At 70.6% G+C, this 21,975-nt stretch carries 18 protein-coding genes and 4 pseudogenes; 19 read left to right on the plus strand and 3 right to left on the minus strand.

All coding sequences use genetic code 11. From position 1 onward, the window contains the following. Positions 1–528: 528 nt before the first annotated feature. The 3 genes and pseudogenes from ACIBJC_RS00520 to ACIBJC_RS00530 all read left to right on the plus strand — a co-directional run. Complete coding sequence (locus ACIBJC_RS00520) at positions 529–1,482, plus strand: sulfotransferase domain-containing protein (protein ID WP_399285797.1); 954 nt, start codon at positions 529–531, stop codon at positions 1,480–1,482. A gap of 30 nt (positions 1,483–1,512) precedes the next feature. Then, a pseudogene (locus ACIBJC_RS00525) lies at positions 1,513–1,719 on the plus strand (IS5/IS1182 family transposase); the annotation flags it as partial. Positions 1,720–2,139: 420 nt separating this feature from the next. Next, a pseudogene (locus ACIBJC_RS00530) lies at positions 2,140–2,244 on the plus strand (IS481 family transposase); the annotation flags it as partial. Positions 2,245–2,338: 94 nt separating this feature from the next. On the opposite strand, the gene ACIBJC_RS00535 reads toward ACIBJC_RS00530, so the two are convergent. Beyond that, the gene (locus ACIBJC_RS00535; RefSeq protein WP_399285799.1) at positions 2,339–2,944 is read right to left on the minus strand and encodes a hypothetical protein; all 606 of its coding nucleotides are present in this window, start codon (positions 2,942–2,944) and stop codon (positions 2,339–2,341) included. A 195-nt stretch (positions 2,945–3,139) separates the two neighbouring features. Between ACIBJC_RS00535 and ACIBJC_RS00540 the strand changes: the two genes are divergently transcribed. Beyond that, positions 3,140–4,114, plus strand: a complete 975-nt coding sequence (locus ACIBJC_RS00540; RefSeq protein ID WP_399285801.1) for a helix-turn-helix domain-containing protein — start codon at positions 3,140–3,142, stop codon at positions 4,112–4,114. A 61-nt stretch (positions 4,115–4,175) separates the two neighbouring features. On the opposite strand, the pseudogene ACIBJC_RS00545 reads toward ACIBJC_RS00540, so the two are convergent. After that, a pseudogene (locus ACIBJC_RS00545) lies at positions 4,176–4,373 on the minus strand (phosphoserine transaminase); the annotation flags it as partial. A 692-nt stretch (positions 4,374–5,065) separates the two neighbouring features. Between ACIBJC_RS00545 and ACIBJC_RS00550 the strand changes: the two are divergent. The 13 genes and pseudogenes from ACIBJC_RS00550 to ACIBJC_RS00610 all read left to right on the plus strand — a co-directional run bounded on the left by ACIBJC_RS00550 (position 5,066) and on the right by ACIBJC_RS00610 (position 20,197). Further along, entirely contained in the window at positions 5,066–6,538 is a 1,473-nt protein-coding gene (locus ACIBJC_RS00550; RefSeq protein ID WP_399285803.1) for a hypothetical protein, read from the plus strand. Positions 6,539–7,035: 497 nt separating this feature from the next. Continuing rightward, a complete protein-coding gene (locus ACIBJC_RS00555) occupies positions 7,036–8,028 on the plus strand; it encodes a substrate-binding domain-containing protein (protein ID WP_399285805.1) in 993 nt (330 codons plus the stop codon). Positions 8,029–8,096: 68 nt separating this feature from the next. Next, positions 8,097–9,173 (plus strand): galactitol-1-phosphate 5-dehydrogenase, encoded by a 1,077-nt coding sequence (locus ACIBJC_RS00560; RefSeq protein WP_399285807.1) that lies wholly within the window; start codon positions 8,097–8,099, stop codon positions 9,171–9,173. 25 nt (positions 9,174–9,198) lie between these two features. Next, complete coding sequence (locus ACIBJC_RS00565; RefSeq protein WP_399285809.1) at positions 9,199–10,710, plus strand: ribulokinase; 1,512 nt, start codon at positions 9,199–9,201, stop codon at positions 10,708–10,710. 26 nt (positions 10,711–10,736) lie between these two features. Continuing rightward, positions 10,737–11,702: a sugar-binding transcriptional regulator gene (locus ACIBJC_RS00570; RefSeq protein WP_399285811.1), complete on the plus strand. Its 966-nt coding sequence runs from the start codon at positions 10,737–10,739 to the stop codon at positions 11,700–11,702. A 35-nt stretch (positions 11,703–11,737) separates the two neighbouring features. After that, positions 11,738–13,354 carry a sugar ABC transporter ATP-binding protein gene (locus ACIBJC_RS00575; protein WP_399285813.1) on the plus strand — a complete coding sequence of 539 codons (1,617 nt, stop codon included), beginning with the start codon at positions 11,738–11,740 and terminating at the stop codon, positions 13,352–13,354. After that, complete coding sequence (locus tag ACIBJC_RS00580; RefSeq protein WP_399285815.1) at positions 13,351–14,364, plus strand: ABC transporter permease; 1,014 nt, start codon at positions 13,351–13,353, stop codon at positions 14,362–14,364. The genes ACIBJC_RS00575 and ACIBJC_RS00580 overlap by 4 nt, the downstream gene beginning before the upstream one ends. Before the next feature lie 34 nt (positions 14,365–14,398). Beyond that, positions 14,399–15,331 carry a deoxyribose-phosphate aldolase gene (gene deoC, locus ACIBJC_RS00585; RefSeq protein ID WP_399288014.1) on the plus strand — a complete coding sequence of 311 codons (933 nt, stop codon included), beginning with the start codon at positions 14,399–14,401 and terminating at the stop codon, positions 15,329–15,331. Positions 15,332–15,347: 16 nt separating this feature from the next. Beyond that, on the plus strand, positions 15,348–16,808 hold the full coding sequence (locus ACIBJC_RS00590) for an aldehyde dehydrogenase family protein (protein ID WP_399285817.1): 1,461 nt from the start codon (positions 15,348–15,350) through the stop codon (positions 16,806–16,808). Next, a complete protein-coding gene (locus ACIBJC_RS00595) occupies positions 16,801–17,709 on the plus strand; it encodes an aldehyde dehydrogenase family protein (RefSeq protein WP_399285819.1) in 909 nt (302 codons plus the stop codon). The genes ACIBJC_RS00590 and ACIBJC_RS00595 overlap by 8 nt, the downstream gene beginning before the upstream one ends. Before the next feature lie 95 nt (positions 17,710–17,804). Next, positions 17,805–18,929 (plus strand): annotated as a pseudogene (locus ACIBJC_RS00600) (IS630 family transposase). Between the two features lie 45 nt (positions 18,930–18,974). Continuing rightward, positions 18,975–19,445 carry a maleylpyruvate isomerase N-terminal domain-containing protein gene (locus ACIBJC_RS00605; RefSeq protein ID WP_399285821.1) on the plus strand — a complete coding sequence of 157 codons (471 nt, stop codon included), beginning with the start codon at positions 18,975–18,977 and terminating at the stop codon, positions 19,443–19,445. A gap of 260 nt (positions 19,446–19,705) precedes the next feature. Continuing rightward, entirely contained in the window at positions 19,706–20,197 is a 492-nt protein-coding gene (locus tag ACIBJC_RS00610; protein ID WP_399285823.1) for a GNAT family N-acetyltransferase, read from the plus strand. A gap of 15 nt (positions 20,198–20,212) precedes the next feature. Here the strand turns inward: ACIBJC_RS00610 and ACIBJC_RS00615 are convergent, their stop codons facing one another. Further along, complete coding sequence (locus tag ACIBJC_RS00615; protein WP_399285825.1) at positions 20,213–21,178, minus strand: helix-turn-helix transcriptional regulator; 966 nt, start codon at positions 21,176–21,178, stop codon at positions 20,213–20,215. A gap of 63 nt (positions 21,179–21,241) precedes the next feature. Here ACIBJC_RS00615 and ACIBJC_RS00620 point away from each other — a divergent pair, with 63 nt between their 5' ends. Beyond that, a complete protein-coding gene (locus ACIBJC_RS00620) occupies positions 21,242–21,628 on the plus strand; it encodes a VOC family protein (protein WP_399285827.1) in 387 nt (128 codons plus the stop codon). A gap of 2 nt (positions 21,629–21,630) precedes the next feature. Continuing rightward, a complete protein-coding gene (locus ACIBJC_RS00625; protein WP_399285829.1) occupies positions 21,631–21,954 on the plus strand; it encodes a putative quinol monooxygenase in 324 nt (107 codons plus the stop codon). Positions 21,955–21,975 lie beyond the last annotated feature (21 nt).

The following is a 21,975-nucleotide window of genomic DNA, read 5'->3' on the forward strand; positions in this document are numbered from 1 at the left end:
GGGCTTTGCGTCTGTCCGCCACCGGGACCTCCGTACCCGGCCCATGCCGCCATCGACACGTCATCCCGCCTCGCGTACACCACTTCGCTGCGAGTGCCTCAACGCATCGCGGACGACCGAGGCCCGGACTGCGGCCGGGGCATGATCCGGCTTTGAAAGAGACCCGGTACATGATCGCCGAGCTGCGGGGCGACGTGCGTCCGCCTCTTCGCGTGGCCTCCTCATACTCAGCCCGGTCGGGCGTAACTGCGGTAATCGCGGATGTTTCTCCACCACGACAACGAAAGGTTGGAACCGTATCCGTCACTTCTGTACGCCACTTCTGTACGCATCTACAAGGAGTGCTGCCATGCACGTCCAAGGCGCTGTCCCGATGGAGCATAATCCCGCACCGGTCCCGAAATCCGTTCTTCGCACCATGCTCCGGCCGCTCGTCGACCGATTTGCACAGCGGAACACCGCTCACATTCCGGCCCCTCACCCCGAATCAGCGCTGAGTGGCGTCCTCAGCGTGGTCGGGGGATAACCATGGCAGAAGCACAGCGCCGATACCTGTCGCCGGAGCACAACAGCGTCCGCTGGGACGAGTTTCCTTTGCGCGACGGCGACATCGTCGTCAGCACCCCACCGAAATCGGGTACGACGTGGGTACAGATGATGTGCGCATTGCTCATCTTCCAGACGCCCGACCTCCCGCAGCCTCTGGAAGTCCTGTCACCGTGGCTGGACCAGCCCACGTGGTTGGACCGACTGCGTTCGCAGGAGGAGGTGTACGCGCGTCTCTCAGCGCAGAAGCACCGCCGTGTCATCAAGACGCACACCCCGCTCGACGGCCTGCCGCTCGACCCGCGTGTCAGCTATATCGTGGTCGCCAGGCATCCCCTCGACCGGGCCTTGTCCGTCTACCATCAAACCGCCAATATCGACGTCGAGCGAGTGTTCGCTGCCCAGGACGGCCCAGAGGCACAGTCCCGACAGGCTCCCCCGGCACTCCCGTCGATGCGCGAATGGCTGCAGCACTGGTGTCTGCCCCAGCCGACCGACGACCAGGGAATAGCGGTTCCCGAGAGCCTGCACCAGACTGTCCATCACCTCTATGACGCGTGGAACCGGCAGACGCAGCCGAACGTGAAGGTCCTGCATTACGTCGACTTGTGCGCCGACCTCGCCGGCCAGATGGCGGCCCTGGCCGAGTGGCTGGGCATCACGGTGAACGAGTCGGTCTGGCCCGATCTGGTAAAAGCCGCGACGTTCGACGAGATGAAGAGTCGCGCGGAGCGACTGGCACCCGACACCGAAATACTCAGGGATCCGGCGAAATTCTTCCGCGGCGGGCGATCGGGTGACAGCCGGGGCTTTCTGACCGAGGACGATCTCGATGCGTACCGGAAGCGGGTCGGCGACCTCGCTCCGAAGCCGTTCCTGGATTGGCTGCACCGCGATCCGCCCGTCATCAGTGAGGGAGCCGCCTCCAACGCGTGAAGACCTTCTCGCCCCCAAGGACATAAGCCGATCGTGATCACGGCAGGGCAGCGCGGCGATTCACCGCAGTTCGAACCCGTGCTGGCAAAGGTCCGCGTGCCCCGCCTCGGACCGGGCCGGCCACGCCTCCGCCCCAACCGCGTGCGGGCCGACAAGGCGTACTCCTCCCGCAGGAACCGTGCCTACCTGAGCCGTCGCGGAATCCGCTGCACCATCCCGGACAAGGCTGACCAGGCACGAACTCCTATGCTGCGTGATCCACATCGTTCGGGGGATCATGAACTGCACGCGGTATCGCAGGCCGTCGGCCTTCCTGCTGCTGACGATGGCAGTCGCCCTCGGCGCTGTGGCCGTGGCCGGACTTGAGTCGGGAGACGAGGGTGCGCTGGTCCTGCTGATCGGGATCCGTGAGTACGTCCTGTTGCTGGGATGGCTCGCCCTGGCCGCGCTGACCGGGGCAGTCCTCTTGGGGCTGACGAAAGTCCTCGCTGCGTGTGCCTTCTGGTCACCACGCTGCTCGTCATCGGCGCACCGACGTTGCTTCTCGGCGGCTTTGTCTCGGCGGCGTTCGGTGGCTCGGACGAGGAGGTGAGGACCGAGTCGGCCCCGGTCGCGGCGACCGCCAACTGCTCGTGGTGGCGCGGAGCGGCTCTCTTGAACAGCGAGCGGACCGAAGCCCTGGCAGACTTCCTCCACACCTACAACCACCACCGCTGCCACACCGTACTGGGCGGACACCCGCCCATCAGCCGCGTCAACAACGCTCCGGTCAATACACCGATGGGGTGGACCGTGCGCCCGACGGCCGGACGCGGCGCGCCCCTCGGGCGCGCCGCGTCGCTTTACGCCTCCGCCGTCAGCAGGGGCTCAGCCACCACACCCAGCCCCAGGGGGCGTGGCGGTCCTCGCTGTAGCCGCCCGGCGAGGTCCAGCCGAGGTTGCCGTTCGAGTCGTAGAACTTGGCGTACAGGGTGGAGCGCTGGTTGTTGATCCAGGAGCCGGTCCCGTTCCAGGGGATGTAGTTGAGGTAGTTGCAGGTGTACAGGCGCAGTTCGTCACCCTCGAAGTTCTCGTACTGGTAGGCGCACACATAGGTGTACGGGCAGCCGGCGGCCGCGCCGAGCCCCGCGTCCGGGGCGGTGAGGTCGCGGGCGTTCCGCTCGCCGGGGAGCGTGAGCAGCAGCTCACCGCCGCCCGCCAGGACGATCTTGTTGGCGTCGGCCTGCGTCCCGGGCATCTTCGCCAGGTAGCCGTCGACCCGGGCCTGGAGGCCCTTCGCCTCGGTGCCGTTCAGCCCCGCGCTTCTGGCCTGGGCCGTGAAGTCGGTGCGGGCGCCCCGCGCGGCGTCGGCCGCTCCGGCGGAGGCGGGGGTGGCCACGAGGGCCAGGAGGGCCATCACAAGGGCGGCGAGGGCCTTCGCCCACCCGCCGGTCGGTAAGGATCCCTGCTTCGGCTTCATCATCGGGTCACCTCTGCTTCGTCCGTGGTCGTGCGTCGGATCATCACTGTGGGGTGCGCGGGCCCCTCCCGTCGTTGGCGTCGTGCGCACGTTCCTTTCGCACCGAGTGCACGACTGCGCCGGTTGACCGACTTCGCCCTATGTCCGCGGCCCGACCAGCCCCAACAATGGACGTGTCCACATCACGGAGGGGGGAGCGTGAACGGGATCACTACGGTCTCCACCACGAGCGTCGGCGCACACGACGGCTTCGAGTGGTGGTCCCGGATGGTCGGCGACGCCGTCATGCCCGTGGCCATCGCCAGCCCGTACGCCGAACACTTCCGCGGCACCGCCACGGCGATCCGGCTGACCGACACCGAAATCTCCGACTTCGCCTTCTCGCCGATGACCGCCCGGCGGGCCGCCGCCCACATCCGGCGCGCGGACCCCGAGCAGTATTTCCTCTTCCTCGTCCACGGCGGCCCGATCGGCATCGAGCAGCGCCGCAACAACACCCTGCTCACCGCGGGCGACATGGCGCTCTTCGACACCTCCCACCCGCTGAGCTGCGAGTTCCGGGACGACGGCCGGCTTTCGCACGTCAGTATGCTGCGCCTCCCCAGGGCCACCCTGCCGCTGCCCCAGGACCGCGTCGACCAGCTGCTGGGCACCACCCTTCCCGCCCGCACCGGGTCGGGAGCGCTGCTCGCCTCGTACCTCACCGGACTGCACGCCGAGGCCGGCCGGTGCGAGCCGGAGGAGCTGCGCCGGCTGGGCGCCGTCGCGCTCGCGCTCTCCGCGACGTTCCTCGCGACCCGGTCCGACAGCCCGATCCCGACGGCCCACGAGACCCGGCACCAGGTCCTCCTCGCGCGGGTCCACGCGTTCATCGAGGCCAACCTCGCCGATCCCGGCCTCGGCCCCGTCACCGTCGCGGCGCACTACCACATCTCCGTTCGGCTGCTCCACCTGCTGTTCCGCGACGAGCCGGAGACGGTGGGCGCCACGATCCGCCGGCTCCGCCTCGAACGCAGCCGCGCCGACCTCGCGAACCCGGGCCTCGGTCACCGCCGGATCGGCGAGATCGCCGAGCGGTGGGGATTCCGTCACCAGGCGGACTACAGCAGGGCCTTCCGCCGCGCGTACGGGATGCCGCCGAGCGACTTCCGCAGACAGGTCCTGCCCGGGTGACGACGAAGGGCCCGGCGCCGAATGTGTTCCGGTGCCGGCCCCTTCGTATGCCCAGAGGCCAGAGCTTCTCGATCATGTAGTCGGTGCAGGCCGTCAGAGCGCGGACGTCCGCCGGGTCGATCGCCGGGAACATCGCGATCCGCAGCTGGTTGCGGCCCAGCTTGCGGTACGGCTCGGGGTTGACGATCCCGTTCGCGCGCAGCACCTTCGCGACGGCCGCCGCGTCGATGCCGTCGGCGAAGTCGATCGTGCAGATGACCGCCTGCGGGGAACGGTGTGCTCGCCGAGGTCGGGGTCGATGTCGGGGAGGGAACCGGTCCGGGTCGTCCGCGGACAGGTCCCGTTCCAGACGAACTCCAGGTGCTTGATGGCCGCTGCGGCAGCAAAGCCGGGTGGTGCTGTCGTCGCAGTGGTCCGGTTCCACGGTGTTGGGGATGTATCAGAGGATTCCGGGCTCATCTTGGCTGCGATCCGTGCTCGGCCGGCGCCGCGGCGGTGCGGGCACGGCTCGGTGCGGGACTCGAGACGCCGGAGGGTGGGCGGGACGGTGGCGGCCTCGTCGGACGGGGTGTGGCGGTGCGCGTGGTTCAGCGCCGCGGACCGAGCACCGTTCCATGGCCGTGCCGACCCACCCGGGGGCGTGGCGCGAGGTGGACCGGAAGGTCAACACCGTTTGCTGGACACGCGGACGTCGCGGTGAGCAGCGAGACCTCATACATGCGAGGGAGTACCCGCGCGATCGACCGGAATGTCAACTCGCCCCCGTCCTCGCCTCCACGGCGATGCGAGCCGACGGTCCGAGTGGCCGCCGCCGGCCGCCGGAGGGAGCCTTCGCTCTCGCCAACACCGCTACGGCGGGCGGGAATCGACGGTGTGGGCAGGGAGGTGCGCCGTGAGGACCGTGCATGCGAGACTCGACGGTCAGCCCCGGAGCCAGAAGGGCCACTCGACGTGTCGGACGACGCACCTCTGCCGGTCCACCTCGACGAGGCGCTGGAGGGACTCGCGGAGAACCCCGCGCTGCCGCCGGAGGCCATCCGCCGCCTCTTCGCCCGCCGCAAGGGCCTCGGCCATGTCTCCAAGCGCCCAGACCTGACCGACGACATGATCTCCGAGGTCATCGCCGTCGACGACCACTGGCTCACACACTCGCTCGCCCTCAACCGCCGCCTCCCGCACGCCTTTCGGATGACGCTCGCCGAGCACCCGGACCCGGCGGTACGGTCGGCCGTGGTCGTCGGCGCCGGCCGCGCGCCGTACGAGCTGTTCGAGCGGCTGTCCAAGGATGCCGACCCGCGAGTTCGCAAAGAGCTGGCACAGAGCGATGACGTACCGCCGGATCTGCGCGCCCGGCTGGCGGCCGATCCGGACCCGAAGATCCGGGCCGCCCTCGCCGCATGGTGGACACAGGCCCCACAACCGGTGCGCCGGCGCCTGCTGACGGACCGGGAGGACTCGGTGCGCGCGGCGGCCTGCGCGACCTACTACCCACGACTCCCCCACCCGGCCCTCCCCGCCGACCTGCTCCCGGTGCTGCTGGCCGACCCGGTCACGCGGGCCGGAGCGGTGCGCCACTGCGCGCTGGAGGCCGGCACGGCCCTTCGTCTGGCCGACGATCCGGACGAGGAGGTGCGCGAGGAACTCGCGATCCACCCCGCCCTGCCGCCGCGGCTTCGCGAGGTGCTGGCCGAAGACCCCAGCCCACAGGTCAGGCTCCGCGTCTTCGCCCGTCAGGACACCCCGGAGCCGACCCGTGCCGCGATCCACGCCCGGATCCTGGCCGACGCGCCCCCGCTGGACCGGCCCGCCAACAGCCATCTCCTGGACGAGGACGCGCTGGAGCGTCAGTTCATGAACGAGCTGGCGCGAATGGAGCTTCGAACACTGCGTCTGCCCTGGGTGACCGCCGACCCCCTGCCGTACACCGACTCGCCCTACACCTGCTTCCGCACCTCGGCCGCGATGTCCGACCGTCTCCCGGAAACGGTGTCGGCCCGGCTGCTCGACGACGCGGAGAGCAGCGTCCGCACGACGATGGCCCTGCACGCCCGTCACCGGATCGACCCCGCCACCGCCGAACGCATCGACCGCGGCTACCGCCCGGAGAAAAGGAGCCGGTGGCGTCCGGCCGACGACTTCCCCCTCCCGGTGGAGGTCCTTCGGCGGCTGGCCACCGACCCGGATCCGAGAATGCGGCAACTGGCTCCCCGCGACCCCGGCCTGCCGGTGGAACTCGTCCGCCGCCTGGCCGCCGATCCCGATCACACGGTGCGCCGCGCGATCGCGACGCACCCCCTGCTTCCGATCCGGGATCTGATCCGGCTGCTCGCGGATCCGTCGGAGTTCGTCACGGCCACCGCCGCCGGCAACCCCCGTCTGCCGCTCGCGCACATGCGCCGGCTCCTCACCCTGGCAGACCTGTGACACCGGTGTACGTGCAGTGCACGGATGGTTCAGCACGAGTTCTTCGAGTGGACGAACGCGAAGGCGTGGACATTCCGGCTCCGGAGAGATCAGGAGGAAGCCGGGCGAGGATGTCGGCGCGCAGTTGCGCCACATGAACGCCGCAGGCTGCACTGTCGCGGCCGGCAGGCTGCCCGAGGCGTGACGTCACCGCGGTGACGTCTCTGGCGGGGCACGGCGGCGCGGCGGGGTGACCGTCGGCGGTTCACCTCGCCCGGCTGTACACGAGTGGTTCCGGCGGGTCCGGTCACCGGCCGGGGTCCGCTTTCGTTGTGCGCGGGCGGCGCCTGGTGGGCGTGCCGCCCGCGCACACCCACGCACCGGTCACACCGCGCGTCCAGTGGATCGCGCCTGGTCAGCGCAGCTTGTGCTCATGAGAGCAAAAAAAACCGCATGTGTTGCCGGGAGGTTAATTCCGGGCCTACTGTCCCTCGCCAGGACCACATCTGGAGGCCCACATGCGTATGAAGCGCATTTTCGGGATCTTTGTCGCAACATCCACGCTTGCGTCACTGGCCGCCTGCTCCGTTTCCACCACCCCTGGTGGCTCGGACAGCGGCGGCAAGAAGTCCACCGACTCCCTGTCCATCGGCTTCAGCCAGGCGACCCAGCAGTCGCCCTTCTACGTGCAGCTGCGCACCGGCGCCGAGCAGGCGGCCAAGAAGGCCGGGGCCAAGCTGAACTTCGCGGACGCCGGTGACGACGTCACGAAGCAGAACAACGACATCCAGGACCTGATCACGCGCGGTGTCGACGTGCTGCTGATCAACCCCGTCGACCCCAAGGGCGTCAAGGCGGGGCTGGCCGCGGCCAAGGCCGCCGGCATTCCGGTGGTGAGCGTCGACCGCCCGGTGCCCTCCGGCGCCGCCGCCCACGTCGGCCGGGACAACACGGAGATGGGCCGGCTCGTCGGCGCGGAGGTGGGCAAGGCCCTCGGCGCGGCGGGCGGCAAGATCATCGAGATCAAGGGCGACGCCGGCGGCGCGGTGGCCCGCGACCGCAGCGCCGGGTTCCACGAGGCCGTGGCCGCCAACAAGAAGATCAAGATCGTGGCGGGCCCCTACTGCGACTACATCCGCTCCAAGGCCGTCACCGCCATGCAGGACCTCCTCCAGACGAACCCCGACGTCAAGGCCGTCTACGCGCACAACGACGACATGGCCCTCGGCGCGCTCCAGGTGCTCAAGGAGAACAACCGCACCGACGTCAGGGTCGCCGGGGTCGACGGGCTGATGGAAGCCGTGAAGTCCATCGCGGCCGACGGTCCCTACCTCGCCACCGCGCTCAACGACCCGATCTCCCTGGGCGCCACCGCCGTGAGCACCGCGCTGGACGTCCAGGCCGGCAAGAAGGTCGCCGCCTCCGTCGACGCCGGGACCGGGCTGATCAACGGCGCCAACGCCGGCACGTACACGGGCTCCAGCACCTTCGCCCTCGCGGGCAAGGAATGACACCGCACCCCACGCCGCAGGCCGGATCCGACCGTGCGCCCGGCTCCGTCCGAGAAAGCGATACGAACATGCCGCAGACCATGCGAGCCGCCCTGCTGCACGCCCCGGGCGACATCCGCGTCGAGGAGGTTCCCGTACCGGAGCCCGCGCCCCGCGAAGCGCTCGTGCGCGTCGCGGCCTGCGGGGTCTGCGGCTCGGACATACCCCGGATGCTGCGCCCGGGCGGCGCCTACCACCTCCCGCTGATCTGCGGCCACGAATTCTCCGGCCATGTGGTGGCACTCGGCGCGGAACTCGCCGCGACGGGCACGGTCAAGGAGGGCGACCTCGTCGCCGTACCGCCGCTGATCCCGTGCCGCCGCTGCGCGCCCTGCTCCCAGGGGCATTTCAGTCTCTGCGAGGACTACGACTACTTCGGCAGCCGGCGCGCCGGCGCGTACGCCGAGTACGTCACCGTCCCCGAGGGCAACCTGATGGTCCTGCCCGCCGGCCTCGACCCGCGCGCCGCCGCCATGCTCGACCCGGCCGCGATCGCCCTGCACGCCATCTGGCGCACCAAGCTGCGCACCGGCCACCGGGTCGCCGTCGTCGGCGCCGGCCCGATCGGCCTGTTCGCCGTCCAGTGGGCGCGGCTGGCCGGAGCGAGCGAGGTGCTCTCCATCGACGTGAGCGAGCAGAAGGCCGCCATGGCGCTGGAGGCGGGCGCCACCCACACCGCCGCCACTCCGGAGCGGGCCGCCGAGCTGGCGGGCCACGGGTACGACGTGATCATCGAGTCCGCCGGGGTGCCGGCCACCGCCGACCAGGCGGTCAGGCTCGCCGCCCGGCACGGGCAGGCGGTCTTCATCGGCATCCCGCACGACCCGGTGGTCCTGCCCAAGGCCACGTTCAGCAACTTCCTGCGCCGGGAGGTCACCCTGCACGGCGCCTGGAACTCCTTCTCGGCGCCCTTCCCCGGCGACGAGTGGCGCACCGCCGCCCGCGCGATGGGCGACGGCAGCCTCCGCTGGAAGTTCATGATCACTCACGAACTGGGCCTGGACGACGTGTCCTCGACCCTGCACCAGCTCGGCGAGCGGTCCGTCTTCAGCTCCAAGGTCCTCTTCCTGCCGAACGGGACCCCGCCGAACGGAGACCGTCCGTGAGCACCCCGCGAAACGGAGGCCGTCCATGACCGCGCTCCTCGCCATCGATCTGGGGACCGAGAGCGCCCGCGTCGCCGTCTACAGCGCCGGCGGCGAAGCGCTCGGGGGCAGCCAGAGCGGCTACCCGACCTCGTTCCCGCACCCGGGCCGGGCCGAGCAGAACCCCGAGGACTGGTGGCGCGCCGTGGTCATCGCCACCCGCGCCGCGCTCGCCGAGGCGGGCTCGCCCCCGGTGGCCGGTGTCGCCGTCGCCACCACCGCCTCGACGGTCGCCGTACTCGACGGCGCCGGGCGGCCGTTGCGTCCCGCGCTGCTCTGGATGGACAGCCGGGCCAGCGCCGAGTCCGAGCTGACGGGGCGCTCCGCCCACCCGGTGCTGCGGTACGCGGGCGGCTCCGACGCGGTCGAGTGGCTGGTGCCCAAGGCCATGTGGCTCGCCCGCCACGAGCCCGGCGTCTACCGCGCGGCCCGCCACATCACCGAAGCCGTCGACTATCTCGTGTGGCGGCTGACCGGCGAGTGGACCGGCTCGCGGATGAACGCCGTGTGCAAGTGGAACTACGACCCGCGCGGCGGCGGGCTGCCCGACGACCTCTACGCCGAGTTCGGTGTGCCCGGTCTGCGGGACAAGCTCCCCGGCCGGATCGTGCCGGTAGGCGACCCGGTCGCCTCCGTGCAGGCGGCGGCCCGCGACGAACTCGGTATCACCGGCGGGGCCGTGGTCTGCGCCGGAGGCATCGACGCCCATCTCTCGCTGCTCGCCGTCGGCGGCGCGCGTCCGGGCCGGGTGTCGGTCGTCTGCGGCACCTCCACCGCGTTCGTCACCGAGATCGACGAGCCCGTCTTCCCGCCGACCGTCTGGGGCCCCTATCCGGACGCCCTCAACACCGGGCGGTGGCTGGTGGAGGGCGGTCAGGTCACCTCGGGGTCCGTGCTGACCTGGGCCGGTGAGCAGCTGCTCGGCCGGGACCGGGCCGCGTTGCCGGAGCTGATCGAGGAGGCGTCGGCGCTGCCGCCGTGCGCCCACGGGCTGATGGTCCTGGACTACTTCATGGGCAATCGCACCCCGCTGCGCGATCCGCGGCTGCGGGGCGCCGTCCTCGGGCTGACCCTGGGCAGCAGCCCCGCGGAGGTCTACCGGGCCGCCGTCGAGGGCGTCGCCTACGGCACCCGGCAGGTCCTCGAATCGTTCGTCGACGGCGGGATCGCCGTGGACGAGGTGTTCGTCTCCGGCGGCATCCGGCACAACCCGCTCTGGCTGCGGACCACCGCCGATGTGCTGGGCCGTCCGCTGCGGCTGGTCGGGGAGGACAATCTGACGCTGCGCGCGTGCGCGGTCGCCGCTGCCGCGGGCTCCGGCCAGGCCGCCTCGCTGGCCGAGGCCGCCGCCGGGTTCGCGCCGCGGGTACGGATCGTGGAGCCCGACCCCACCCACCGCGACGCCCTGGAGCGCGGATACGCGGACTACCTCGCCGCCACCGAGGCCACCCGGACGATCGCCCACCGGCTCAGCGCGCCGGACCGGCAGCCGGTCTGATCGGGCACACGGACAAGGAGGTCCGGATGACCAACTTCGAGGACGAGGCCCTGCTCTACCAGGTCGCCTCCCTGTACTACGAGCAGAACAGGACGCAGGAGCAGATCGGCGAGGAGCTGCACTTCACCCGCTGGAAGGTCGGCCGGCTGCTGGCCGACGCCCGGCAGGCCGGGATCGTACGGATCGAGGTCGTCCACCCCAAGGCGCGGATGCGCGGCCTGGAGGAACGGCTGCGCGACGTCTTCGGACTGCGCGACGCCGTCGTGGTGGCCGCGGACCGGGGTGACGACGAGGAGCGGCTGCGCGCCCGGGTCGCCGAGGCCGGAGCCGACTACCTCGCCCGGCTCCAGCCCGCACCACGGCAGTTGGGTGTCTCCTGGGGCCGTACGCTGGACCTGCTCGCCGCCCGGCTCCACCCTGGGTGGGCGACCGGCGTGCATGTCGTGCAGATCAACGGCGGGCTCAGCCGCTCCCGTACCCCCACCTCCGCGCAGGACATGGCGGGGCGGATCGCACACCTCGCGCAGGGCACGCTCAGTGTGCTGCCCGTGCCGTCCATCGTGGAGCAGGAGGCCACCCGCCGGCTCCTTGAGGAGGACAGCGCCGTCGCGGACGTCCTGGCCCAGGCCGCCTCGGCGGACACGGTGCTGTTCAGCCCCGGCGGCATAGGCGCCGACTCCGTACTGGTCGGCTCCGGTTATCTGACGGCGGAGGATCTGGCGGGGCTGGCCGGCGCCGGCGCCGTCGGCGATGTCGCGGGCCGGTTCATCGACGCGCGGGGCGCGATCGTGGACCGCGCGCTGGACGACCGCACCCTCGGCCTCCCGCTGGACCATCTGCGGCACAGCGCCGTCTCGGTGGCCGTCGTCTCCGGCACCGCCAAGCACGCGGTATGCGCCGCGGTGGTCTCCAGCGGGCTGTGCAACACCCTCGTCACCGACCATCACACCGCGTCCCATCTGCTCAACCCGCCCTCGCGCGAGGAGCGATGAGCACGCGGAGCCCGGAGACCCGGGAAGGAGGAGCCATGAGCCATCAAGGCACCGGCGGCGGAACACCGCGGCTGTCGATGCGCGGCATCGTCAAGCGTTTCCCCGGCACCCTCGCCAACGACGGCGCCGAACTGATCGTGCGCGCCGGAGAGACCCACTGTCTGCTCGGGGAGAACGGCGCGGGCAAGAGCACCCTGATGAAGATTCTCGCCGGCTCCTACCGGCCGGACGGGGGCGAGATCCTGCTCGACGGCGAACCGGTCGAACTGACCAGCCCTCAGGCGGGGATGGCCGCGGGTATCGCCGTGATCTACCAGGAGCTGGACCTCATACCCGATATGACGGTCGCCCAGAACCTGCTGCTCGGCCACGCGCCCGCCTACGGCCCCTTCGTACGCCGCAAGGAACGCGCCGAGCTGGCCCGTACCGCCGTGGCCAGGGTCGGCGGCGACTTCTCCGTACACACCCTCGTCCGCGATCTGCCCATCGCCGCACAGCAGTTGACCGCCATAGCCAAGGCGCTCACCGCCGAGGCACGGGTCATTGTGATGGACGAGCCGTCGGCCACCCTCGGTGAGAGCGACCTGCGCAAGGTGTTCGAGGTGATCCGCTCGCTCACCGCGCAGGGCCGTTCCGTCATCTACATCTCGCACCGGCTGGACGAGGTGATGGAGATCGGTGACCGGGCCACGGTGATGCGCGACGGCCGGTCGGTCGCCGTACGGGATCTGGCCACCACCACGGCCGACGAACTGGTCACCGACATGATCGGTACGGCCGGGAAGCTGACCGGAACCAACGAACGGCCCCGGCCGCAGGGGCCGCCGCTGCTGGCGATCGGGTCCGTGCGCAGCCCCGGGCTGATCGACGTCGCCGGGATCGAGGTGCGGGCCGGGGAGATCGTGGGTCTCGCCGGGCTCGGCGGCGCCGGCCGCACCACCCTCCTCAAGGCGCTGTTCGGGGACACCGGGGCAAGCGTCTCGGTCACCCTGGACGGCGAGGCCGTACGGCTGCGCAGCCCGGCCGCCGCCGTACGGGCCGGACTGGCCCTCGTACCGGAGAGCCGTAAGGAACAGGGGCTGATGCCGGGGCTTTCGGTCGGCCGCAACGCCGCTGTCACCGCGCTCGGCCGGCCGCCCTGGCTGGCCCCCCGCAAGCTCGGCCGCCGGTTGTCCGCACCGGTCCTCACCGACCTCGGGGTCCGGTTCTCCTCGGCGGACCAGCCCGTCGGCAAGCTGTCCGGCGGCAACCAGCAGAAGGTCGTCCTGGCCAAGTGGATCACCAAGGGCTCCATCCGGGTCCTGCTGCTCGACGAACCGACGCGCGGGCTCGACGTGGGGGCGAAGGCCGATCTCTACCGCCAGGTGCGCCACCTCGCCGACCAGGGCGTGGCCGTCCTCCTCGCCAGCAGTGAACTGGGCGAGCTGACCGCCAACGCCGACCGGATCTGGGTGCTGCACGAGGGCCGCAACGTGGCCTGCTTCGACCCCCGTACCACCGACGAGACCACCATCGCGCACACCGTCATCACCGGAGCGAAGCCGGCCGACGCGAAGCCGGCCGACGCGACATCCACCGATGTGACATCCACCGGAACGAAACCGGCCGGCGCCACACCTACCGGAGCGACACCTCCTGGAGCACCCTCATGAGCACACCCACCACGGCGGCCGGGCCGACACCGGCCACCGACGACCGGAGCCCGGGGGCCACCCGCCGGCGCGGCGCCGACCTCGTCGTCAAATTCAACCTGGTGCTGGTCTTCCTGGCACTGTGCGTCGTCGCGACGCTGCTGGCACCGGAGTTCCTGACCACCCGCAACATGTCCAACCTGCTCCAGCAGTCGGCGCTGACCGGGATCGTCGCCGTCGGTATGACCCTGGTCATCCTCACCGCCGGGATCGACCTGTCGGTGGGAAGTGTGGCCGCCTTCGGCGGGATGACCGTCGCGCTGCTCATCGACAAGGACATCAACTTCCTGCTGGCGATCGGCGTCAGCCTCGCCGCCGGCGCGCTGTTCGGCGCCGTCATGGGCGGGCTGTCCGCCTATCTGTCGCTGCCCGCGTTCATGACGACGCTCGCCGGACTGACCGCCATCCGCGGTCTGACCTATCTGCTGACCGACGGCGAGCCCGCCGGCGGCGACCTGCCGCACACCTTCCAGCTGCTGGGCGGCGGATTCATCGGATACGTACCGATCGTGGGCCTGATCTTCGTGGCCGTCGCCGTCGCCGCCGGGCTGCTCCTGCGCGGCACCACCTTCGGCGAGTACATCTACGCCGTCGGCAGCAACAAGGAGGCCGCCCGGCTCTCCGGTCTGCCGGTACGCGGTGTGATCACGGCGGTGTTCGCCATCTCCGGGGCGCTCTCCGCGCTGGCCGGGGTGCTGCTCACCTCACGGCTCACCATCGGCCAGCCCACCGCGTTCAGCGGCCTGGAACTCGACGCCATCGCCGCCGTCGTACTCGGGGGCACCAACCTCTTCGGCGGGCGCGGCGGGGTGATGGGCACGTTCGTCGCCGTCCTGCTGCTGTCGGTCCTGCGCAACCTGTGCAATCTGATGGGCCTCGGATCGTTCTTCCAGATGGTCGTCACCGGACTGATCCTCGTCATCGCGCTCATCCTCAACATGCTCATCGAGAAGCGGGGTTCCCGTGCCTGACACCGACACCGCCGCGCTCCCGGCCCCGGCCCAGATCGCCACCGGCAACGCCGCGCTGCGCGCCTTCCTGAACGGTCTGCCCGGCGTCGACGAGGCCGGGGTGCACGCCCGGGTGGCCGACCTGGCGACCCGCTCGGTCAAGACCACCGCCAAGGCCCACGCCATCGACCTCGCCATCCGAATGGTCGACCTGACCACACTGGAGGGCGCCGACACCCCCGGCAAGGTACAGGCCCTGGCCGCGAAGGCCCTGCTGCCCGACCCCGCCGACCGGAGTGTGCCGCCGGTGGCCGCCGTCTGCGTCTACCCCGACCTCGTGCCCGTCGCCGTGCACGCCCTGCGGTCCGCCTCCGTCGGCGTCGCGTCGGTGGCGACCTCCTTCCCGGCGGGCCGTGCCCCGCTGGAGGCCCGGCTCCTCGACACGCGGGCCGCGGTCGCTGCCGGGGCCACCGAGATCGACATGGTGATCGACCGGGGCGCGTTCCTGGCCGGCGACTTCCGCAAGGTGTACGAGGAGATCGTCGCCGTCAAGGAGGTCTGCGCCCGCCCGGACGGCGAGCCGGCCCATCTGAAGGTGATCCTCGAAACCGGCGAACTGGCAGGCTACGACGATGTGCGCCGCGCCTCCTGGCTCGCCATGCACGCCGGAGCCGACTTCATCAAGACCTCCACCGGCAAGATCGCCCCGGCCGCCACGCCCGCCGTCACCCTGGTCATGCTCCAGGCCGTACGGGATTTCCGCGCCGCGACCGGGCGGCAGGTCGGCGTCAAGCCGGCCGGGGGCATCCGTACCACCAAGGACGCCCTGCGCAACCTCGTGCTGGTCAACGAGATTGCCGGGCCGGACTGGCTCGACCCGCGCTGGTTCCGTATCGGCGCCTCCAGCCTCCTCAACGACCTGCTGATGCAGCGGGCGAAGCTGACGACCGGCACCTATCCCGGTCCCGACTACTACTCCGCGGACTGAAAGGGACCAGGCACCCATGTCACAGACCACAGGCCCCGCCCCCGGCGGCCTCGTCTACGCGCCCGCGCCCGAGTCACGGGCGGCGGTCCGGCTGAAATCCGCGTACGGGCTCTTCATCGACGGCGAGTTCACCGAACCCGGCGAACAGACCCTGACCACCGTCAACCCCGCCGACGAACAGGCGCTCGCCGAGGTGACCACGGCCACCGAGGCGGACCTGGACCGCGCGGTCGCGGCAGCCCGGCGCGCCTTCGACGGAGTGTGGTCACGCACCACCCCCTCGGAACGGGGCAAATACCTCTACCGGATCAGCCGGATCATCCAGGACCGTGCGCGCGAACTGGCCGTCCTGGAATCCCTCGACAACGGCAAGCCCATCAAGGAGACCCGGGACGTCGACATCCCGCTGGCCGCCGCCCACTTCTTCTACTACGCGGGCTGGGCCGACAAACTGCCCTTCGCCCTGCCCGGTGCCCCCGCTCCCCGGCCGCTCGGCGTGGCCGCGCAGGTCATCCCGTGGAACTTCCCGCTGCTCATGCTGGCCTGGAAGATAGCCCCGGCCCTGGCCGCCGGGAACACGGTGGTCCTCAAGCCCGCCGAGACCACCCCGCTCACCGCCCTGGTCTTCGCGGAGATCTGCCGGGAGGCTGAACTGCCGCCGGGCGTCGTCAACATCGTCACCGGAGCGGGCGACACCGGACGCGCCCTGGTCGCCCACCCGGGAGTGGACAAGGTGGCCTTCACCGGCTCCACCGGCGTCGGCCGGGAAATCGCCCGTACCGTCGCGGGCACCACCAAGCGCGTCACCCTCGAACTGGGCGGCAAGGGCGCCAACATCGTCTACGCGGACGCCGCACTCGACCAGGCGGTGGAGGGCATCGTCACCGGGATCTTCTTCAACCAGGGGCACGTGTGCTGCGCCGGCTCGCGACTCCTCGTCCAGGAGTCCGTCGCCGAGGAGGTCGTCGAGCGTCTCAAGGAGCGGGTGTCCCGGCTGCGGCTCGGCGATCCGCTGGACAAGAACACCGACATCGGCGCCATCAACTCCGCCGCCCAACTGGCCCGGATCCAGGACCTCGCACGGGCGGGGCGCGACGAGGGCGGCGAGGAATGGTCACCGGCCTGCGAACTGCCGCCACGCGGCTACTGGTTCGCGCCAACCGTCTTCACCGGCGTCACCCAGGCACACCGGATCGCACGCGAGGAGATCTTCGGCCCGGTGCTCTCCGTACTGACGTTCCGCACGCCCGAGGAGGCCGTCGCGAAGGCGAACAACACCCCGTACGGGCTGTCCGCCGGTATCTGGACGGAGAAGGGCAGCCGCATGCTGTGGACCGCGAACCGGCTGCGCGCCGGGGTGATCTGGTCCAACACCTTCAACAAATTCGATCCCGCCAGCCCCTTCGGCGGCTACCGCGAGTCCGGTTACGGGCGCGAAGGCGGACGGCACGGACTGGAGGCTTACCTCAATGGCTGAACCGGCCACCACCCCCGACCGGGCGCCCGCGCGCCCTCCCGTACCCGCACGGCTGCCGGTCCTCAAGACGTACAAGCTCTACGTGGGAGGCGCCTTCCCGCGTTCCGAGTCGGGCAGGAGCATCCCCGTGACCTCAGCCGACGGCGCCCACCTGGCCCACGCCGCGCTCGCCTCCCGCAAGGACGCCAGGGACGCAGTGGTCGCGGCCCGCGCGGCGTTCGGTCCGTGGGCCGCCCGTACCGCCTACAACCGGGGCCAGATCCTTTACCGGATCGCCGAGATGATGGAAGGCCGCCGCGACCACTTCGTCCGGGCGACCACCGACGCACGGGGCGTCGCGCGGTCACGGGCGGAGGACCTCGTCTCGGCCGCCATCGACCGCTGGATCTACTACGCGGGCTGGACCGACAAGATCCCCCAGGTCCTGGGCACGGGGAACCCGGTCTCGGGCCCGTACGACAACACCTCGGCCCCCGAACCCACCGGCGTCGTCGCCGTCCTCGCCCCCCAGGACGCGCCGCTGCTCGGCCTGGTCGCGGTCCTCGCCCCGGTGATCGCCGCCGGCAACACCGCGGTGGTGGTGGCGAGCGAACGCGCCCCGCTGCCGGCCGTCGTCCTCGCCGAGGCACTGGCCACCTCCGACCTTCCCGGCGGAGTCGTCAACATCCTCACCGGCCGCACGGCGGACCTGGCCCCCACACTCGCCGCACACGCCGACGTCAACGCGATCGACCTGGCCGGTGCGGGCGACCTCGCGACAGAACTGGAGACGGCGGCGGCGGCCACCCTGACCCGCGTACTGCGCCCGGCCCCCCGCCCGGACTGGGAGACGCTGCCGGGCCTCGCCCGGATCACCCCGTTCCTGGAGACGAAAACGGTCTGGCAGGCATCCGGCCGCTAGTGCTCTGACCGCATAGGTTCACCGGGTTCCTGCCCGCGCTGAGGCTGGGGCCGATGGGATGGGGGCTGACATCCCAGCCAGCGTGTGGAGGTGTGGTGGCAGAGCCGGTCAGGGTCCGCAGACCGACTGATCAGGAGGGGCAGCGGCTGCAGCAGATCGTGCATCGGGGCAGCACCAGCCCGGTGCGCTACCGGCGGGCGATGATGCTGCTGGCCTCAGCCGGCGGGAACGGCGTCCCGGTGATCGCCCAGCTGGTGGCCGCCGACGAGGACACGGTCCGCGACGTCATTCACCGCTTCAACGAGATCGGCCTGGCCTGCCTGGACCCTCAGTGAGCGGGATGCCGTCCCCGCCAACTCAGTCTGGACGACGAGAACTTCGTCGTCCAGACGGCTACCACCCGCCCGACCGAGCTCGCCCAACCCTTCACCCGCTGGTCCATCCGCAAGCTCGCCGCCTACCTCCGCAAGGTCCACGACCGGGTGATCCGCACCGGCCGCGAGGCCCTGCGCTGCCTACTCGCCCGACGCGGCGTCACCTTCCAGCGGACCAAGACCTGGAAGGAGCCCACCGACCCCGACCGCGACGCCAAACTGGACCGGATCGAGCACGTCCTGGACCGCTTCCCTGACCGCGTTTTCGCGTTCGACGAGTTCGGGCCGCTCGGCATACGCCCGACCGGCGGATCCTGCTGGGCCAAGCAGGGCCGGCCGGACCGGGTCCCGGCGACCTACCACCGCACCCACGGCGTGACCTACCTCCACGGCTGCTACTCCATCGGCGACGACACCCTCTGGGGCGTCAACCGCCGCCGCAAGGGCACCGCCAACAGCCTGGCCGCGCTCAAGTCGATCCGCGCCGCCCGCCCCGACGGCGCCCCGATCTACGTGATCATGGACAACCTCTCCACCCACAAGGGCGCCAAGATCCGCCAATGGGCCCGGAAGAACAAGGTGGAGCTGTGCTTCACCCCGACCAACGCCCCATGGGCCAACCCCATCGAGGCGCACTTCGGACCGTTGCGGCAGTTCACCCTCGCCAACTCCAACCACCCCAACCACACCGTCCAGACCCGTGAACTGCACCGATACCTCCGTTGGCGCAACGCCAACGCCCGCCACCCCGACGTCCTGGCCGCCCAACGCCGTGAACGCGCACGCATCCGCAGCGAGAAGGACCTCCGCTGGGGCGGACGCCCCCTCGCGAGCGCGACAGCCTGACCGTGGACGGATGAACCCTCCTGGCCGCAGTCATAGCATCGCCGGATGCGCTACATCGACAACCGAGACGTCAACGAGGCGGTGACCGAGATGGTGCGGGTACTCGGCCCGCACGACGCGGAGGACTGGTCGGTACCGGCAGGTTCGCTGGACTGGAGTTGCTGGACGACGGCCGCCCACACCGCCCATGACCTGCTGGCCTACGCCGGGCAGATCGCCGCACGCCCTACGGACGCCTACCTGCCCTTCGACCTCGCCGTCCGCTCGGACAGCTCCCCACGCGAGGTGCTCCAGGTGGTCACCGCCTGCGCGGGGCTGCTCGGCAGTGCACTGGCCACGGCCGGCCGGGAGGCGCGGGCCTGGCACTGGGGTCCTTGCGACGCGCCAGGCTTCGCGGCGATGGGTGTCGCCGAGGTGCTCCTGCACACCCACGACATCGCCCAGGGGCTCGGTGTTATCCAGGGTTGTCAAGCTTCAGTGCAGACAGGCTGGTTGTGTGTAGTTCAGGGACGTTAGGCACGTGTGCTGTATGGGTGTCGATGTTGGAGGGCACCCCTGAGCGTGTGGGGATCGCAAGCGTGGGCCTGGGTGACGCGCCGCCACAGCCGCTCGTGAGGGCGACGATCTCTGTCAAGCGGCGTTGATGACTTCCCCGGCCTTCGACGCACAGACCCGGCGCCGTGAAGCGGTTGTTCTGTAGACGCATGAACACGACCGGCGCCGCAGCTGGAAATAACCGGTGGGTATGCCCCTCACCGTTGGTTAGTCTCGCGCCGATGGAGATTCGAACGTTTGAGGAGTCTGATTGGCCGCAGATCTGGCCGATCATCGAGCAGATCATCCGCAAAGGGGACACCTTCTGCTACGACCCGCTACAAACCGAGGTGCAGGCGCGCGACGGGTGGGTGGTACCGCCGCCAGGGCACGTCGTAGTGGCCGTGGAGGGGCAGCGCATAATCGGCACCTCCAACATGTACCCCAACCGGCCAGGCCCGGGTTCGCACATCGCCAGCGGAAACTTCATGGTCGCGCCAGAAGCACGCGGTCGAGGTGTCGGCCAAGCGTTGGGCGAGTATCTGCTGGACTGGGCACGGAGTCGCGGGTTCGCTGGCGTGCAGTTCAACGCTGTCGCGGCCTCTAACGCACCGGCAGTCAGGCTGTATGAGCGTCTCGGGTTCGCCATGATCGGCACCGTTCCCGGCGCGTTCTGGCATCCAGTGCTGGGTCCGGTCGGCCTGCATGTCATGTACCACAATTTGGACTCGTGACTGCCCAACGTGCCTCTATTGGAGCTGACTGTTCACGTTGTCCTCGAACAGCTGCCGGGCACGGCGCAACAGTGCTTCCCGCACATCGTCCGGCGACAGGACCCGGAGCGGTGTACCCAGGCTGAGGAGGTACTTGGCGAGCCCGTCCGCGTCGGGGCCGCCGATGTCGACAATCGTGGCGTCGGGGCCTTCCGGGCGGTGGGTGCCGACCGTCGCCGGGATCAGCCTCAGGGCCTGGTTCATGGGCAGCGGGAGGCGGATCGTCACGTAGAGGGGGTAGGCGCCGCTCGCGATGGAGCGGGAGACCAGCAGTGCTGGGTCTGGCGAGTCGACGAGTTCCACTGGATGCCCGGTCGGCCGTATCTGCCCGACTCTGTCGGCCCGGAACGTCCTCCACTCGCCCCGCGTCACGTCCCGGGCGACGAAGTACCAGCGGCGTCCCGTGTGTACGAGGCGGTATGGATCGACGTCCCGGACCGTCGCCTTGCCTTCCCGGTCGCGGTAGGACAGGCGGGTGCGCTCGCCCCGGCGGCACGCGGTGGCCAGTTCCAGCAGCATGCCGGGCGCGATCTGCGGCTCGTCGGGCCGGGAGGTGTGCACGAATGCCGCATCCATCTCGCCCAGCCGGTCCGCGATCCGCGGCGGCAGGACCTGCCGCAGTTTCAGCAGCGCCGACAGCGCGGCCTGGTCGCTGCCGAGGACGCCGCTGAGCGCGGCCTCCCGCAGCCCGACAGCCACGGCGAGTGCCTCTTCGTCGTCGAGGATGAGTGGCGGTATCCGGGTGCCGCCCCCGAGGCGGTAGCCGCCCCACGGCCCGGGGTCGGATTCGATTCCGTAGCCGAGTTCCCGGAGCCTGGCGACGTCCCGCCGCACCGTGCGCTCGGTGACTGCCATCCGCTCGGCAAGCTCGCCGCAGGTCCACGACGGCCGTGCGGACAGCAGTGAGACCAGTCGCAGCAGGCGGGCGGATGTGCTGATCACATCGTGAAGTGTCCCGCATGACCAGGACCGAATCTGTCCTGGTCCCGTCATAGCGTCTGTCCCATGAGCACTGGAAACACATCCGCGCCCGCGATCCGCTATGCGGCCGTCACGTTCGACTGCCCGGACCCCGCCGAACTGGCCCGCTTCTATGGCGACGCCCTTGGCCTGCCCGTCGTCTACTCCACCGACGACTTCGTCCTGCTCGGCCAGGAGGGCTCGGCCGGACTGGGGTTCAACCGGCTGGCCGACTACCAGCGTCCCACCTGGCCGGACCCCTCTCAGGAGAAGCAGGCCCACATCGATCTGGGCGTCGACGACCTGGACTCCGCGCAGGCTCACCTGCTGGCCCTGGGCGCTGTCGAGCCCCCGGCCCAGCCCCAGCCCGATCGGTGGAGGGTCCTGCTGGACCCCGCCGGCCACCCGTTCTGCATCTCCACCCTGGTCTGAACATGATCGGCCGATTGATGACCATGACAGCGCACCCGGGCAGGGGTGGCGAACTCGCCGCCGTCCTGCTGAGGGTCGCGGAGAGGCTTCGCGGCTTCCCGGGCTGCGAGATCTACCTGATCAGCCAGGACAGAGCAGACCCGGACACGGTGCACGTCACCGAGGTCTGGCAGGACGACGCCAGCGCGCAGGCCGCCCTCGCTGCTCCGCCACCCGCTGACGGTCCGGCCCCCGCCGACGTCCTTGCCCTGCTGTCGGCCGCACCGCACCGCACGGATCTCACCGTTCTGGGCGGGGTGGGCCTCCCTGCCGACGGCCGGCTCTGACGAACGGGCCTGCGCAGGAGT

Source organism: Streptomyces sp. NPDC050509 (assembly GCF_044457965.1).
Lineage (GTDB): Bacteria > Actinomycetota > Actinomycetes > Streptomycetales > Streptomycetaceae > Streptomyces.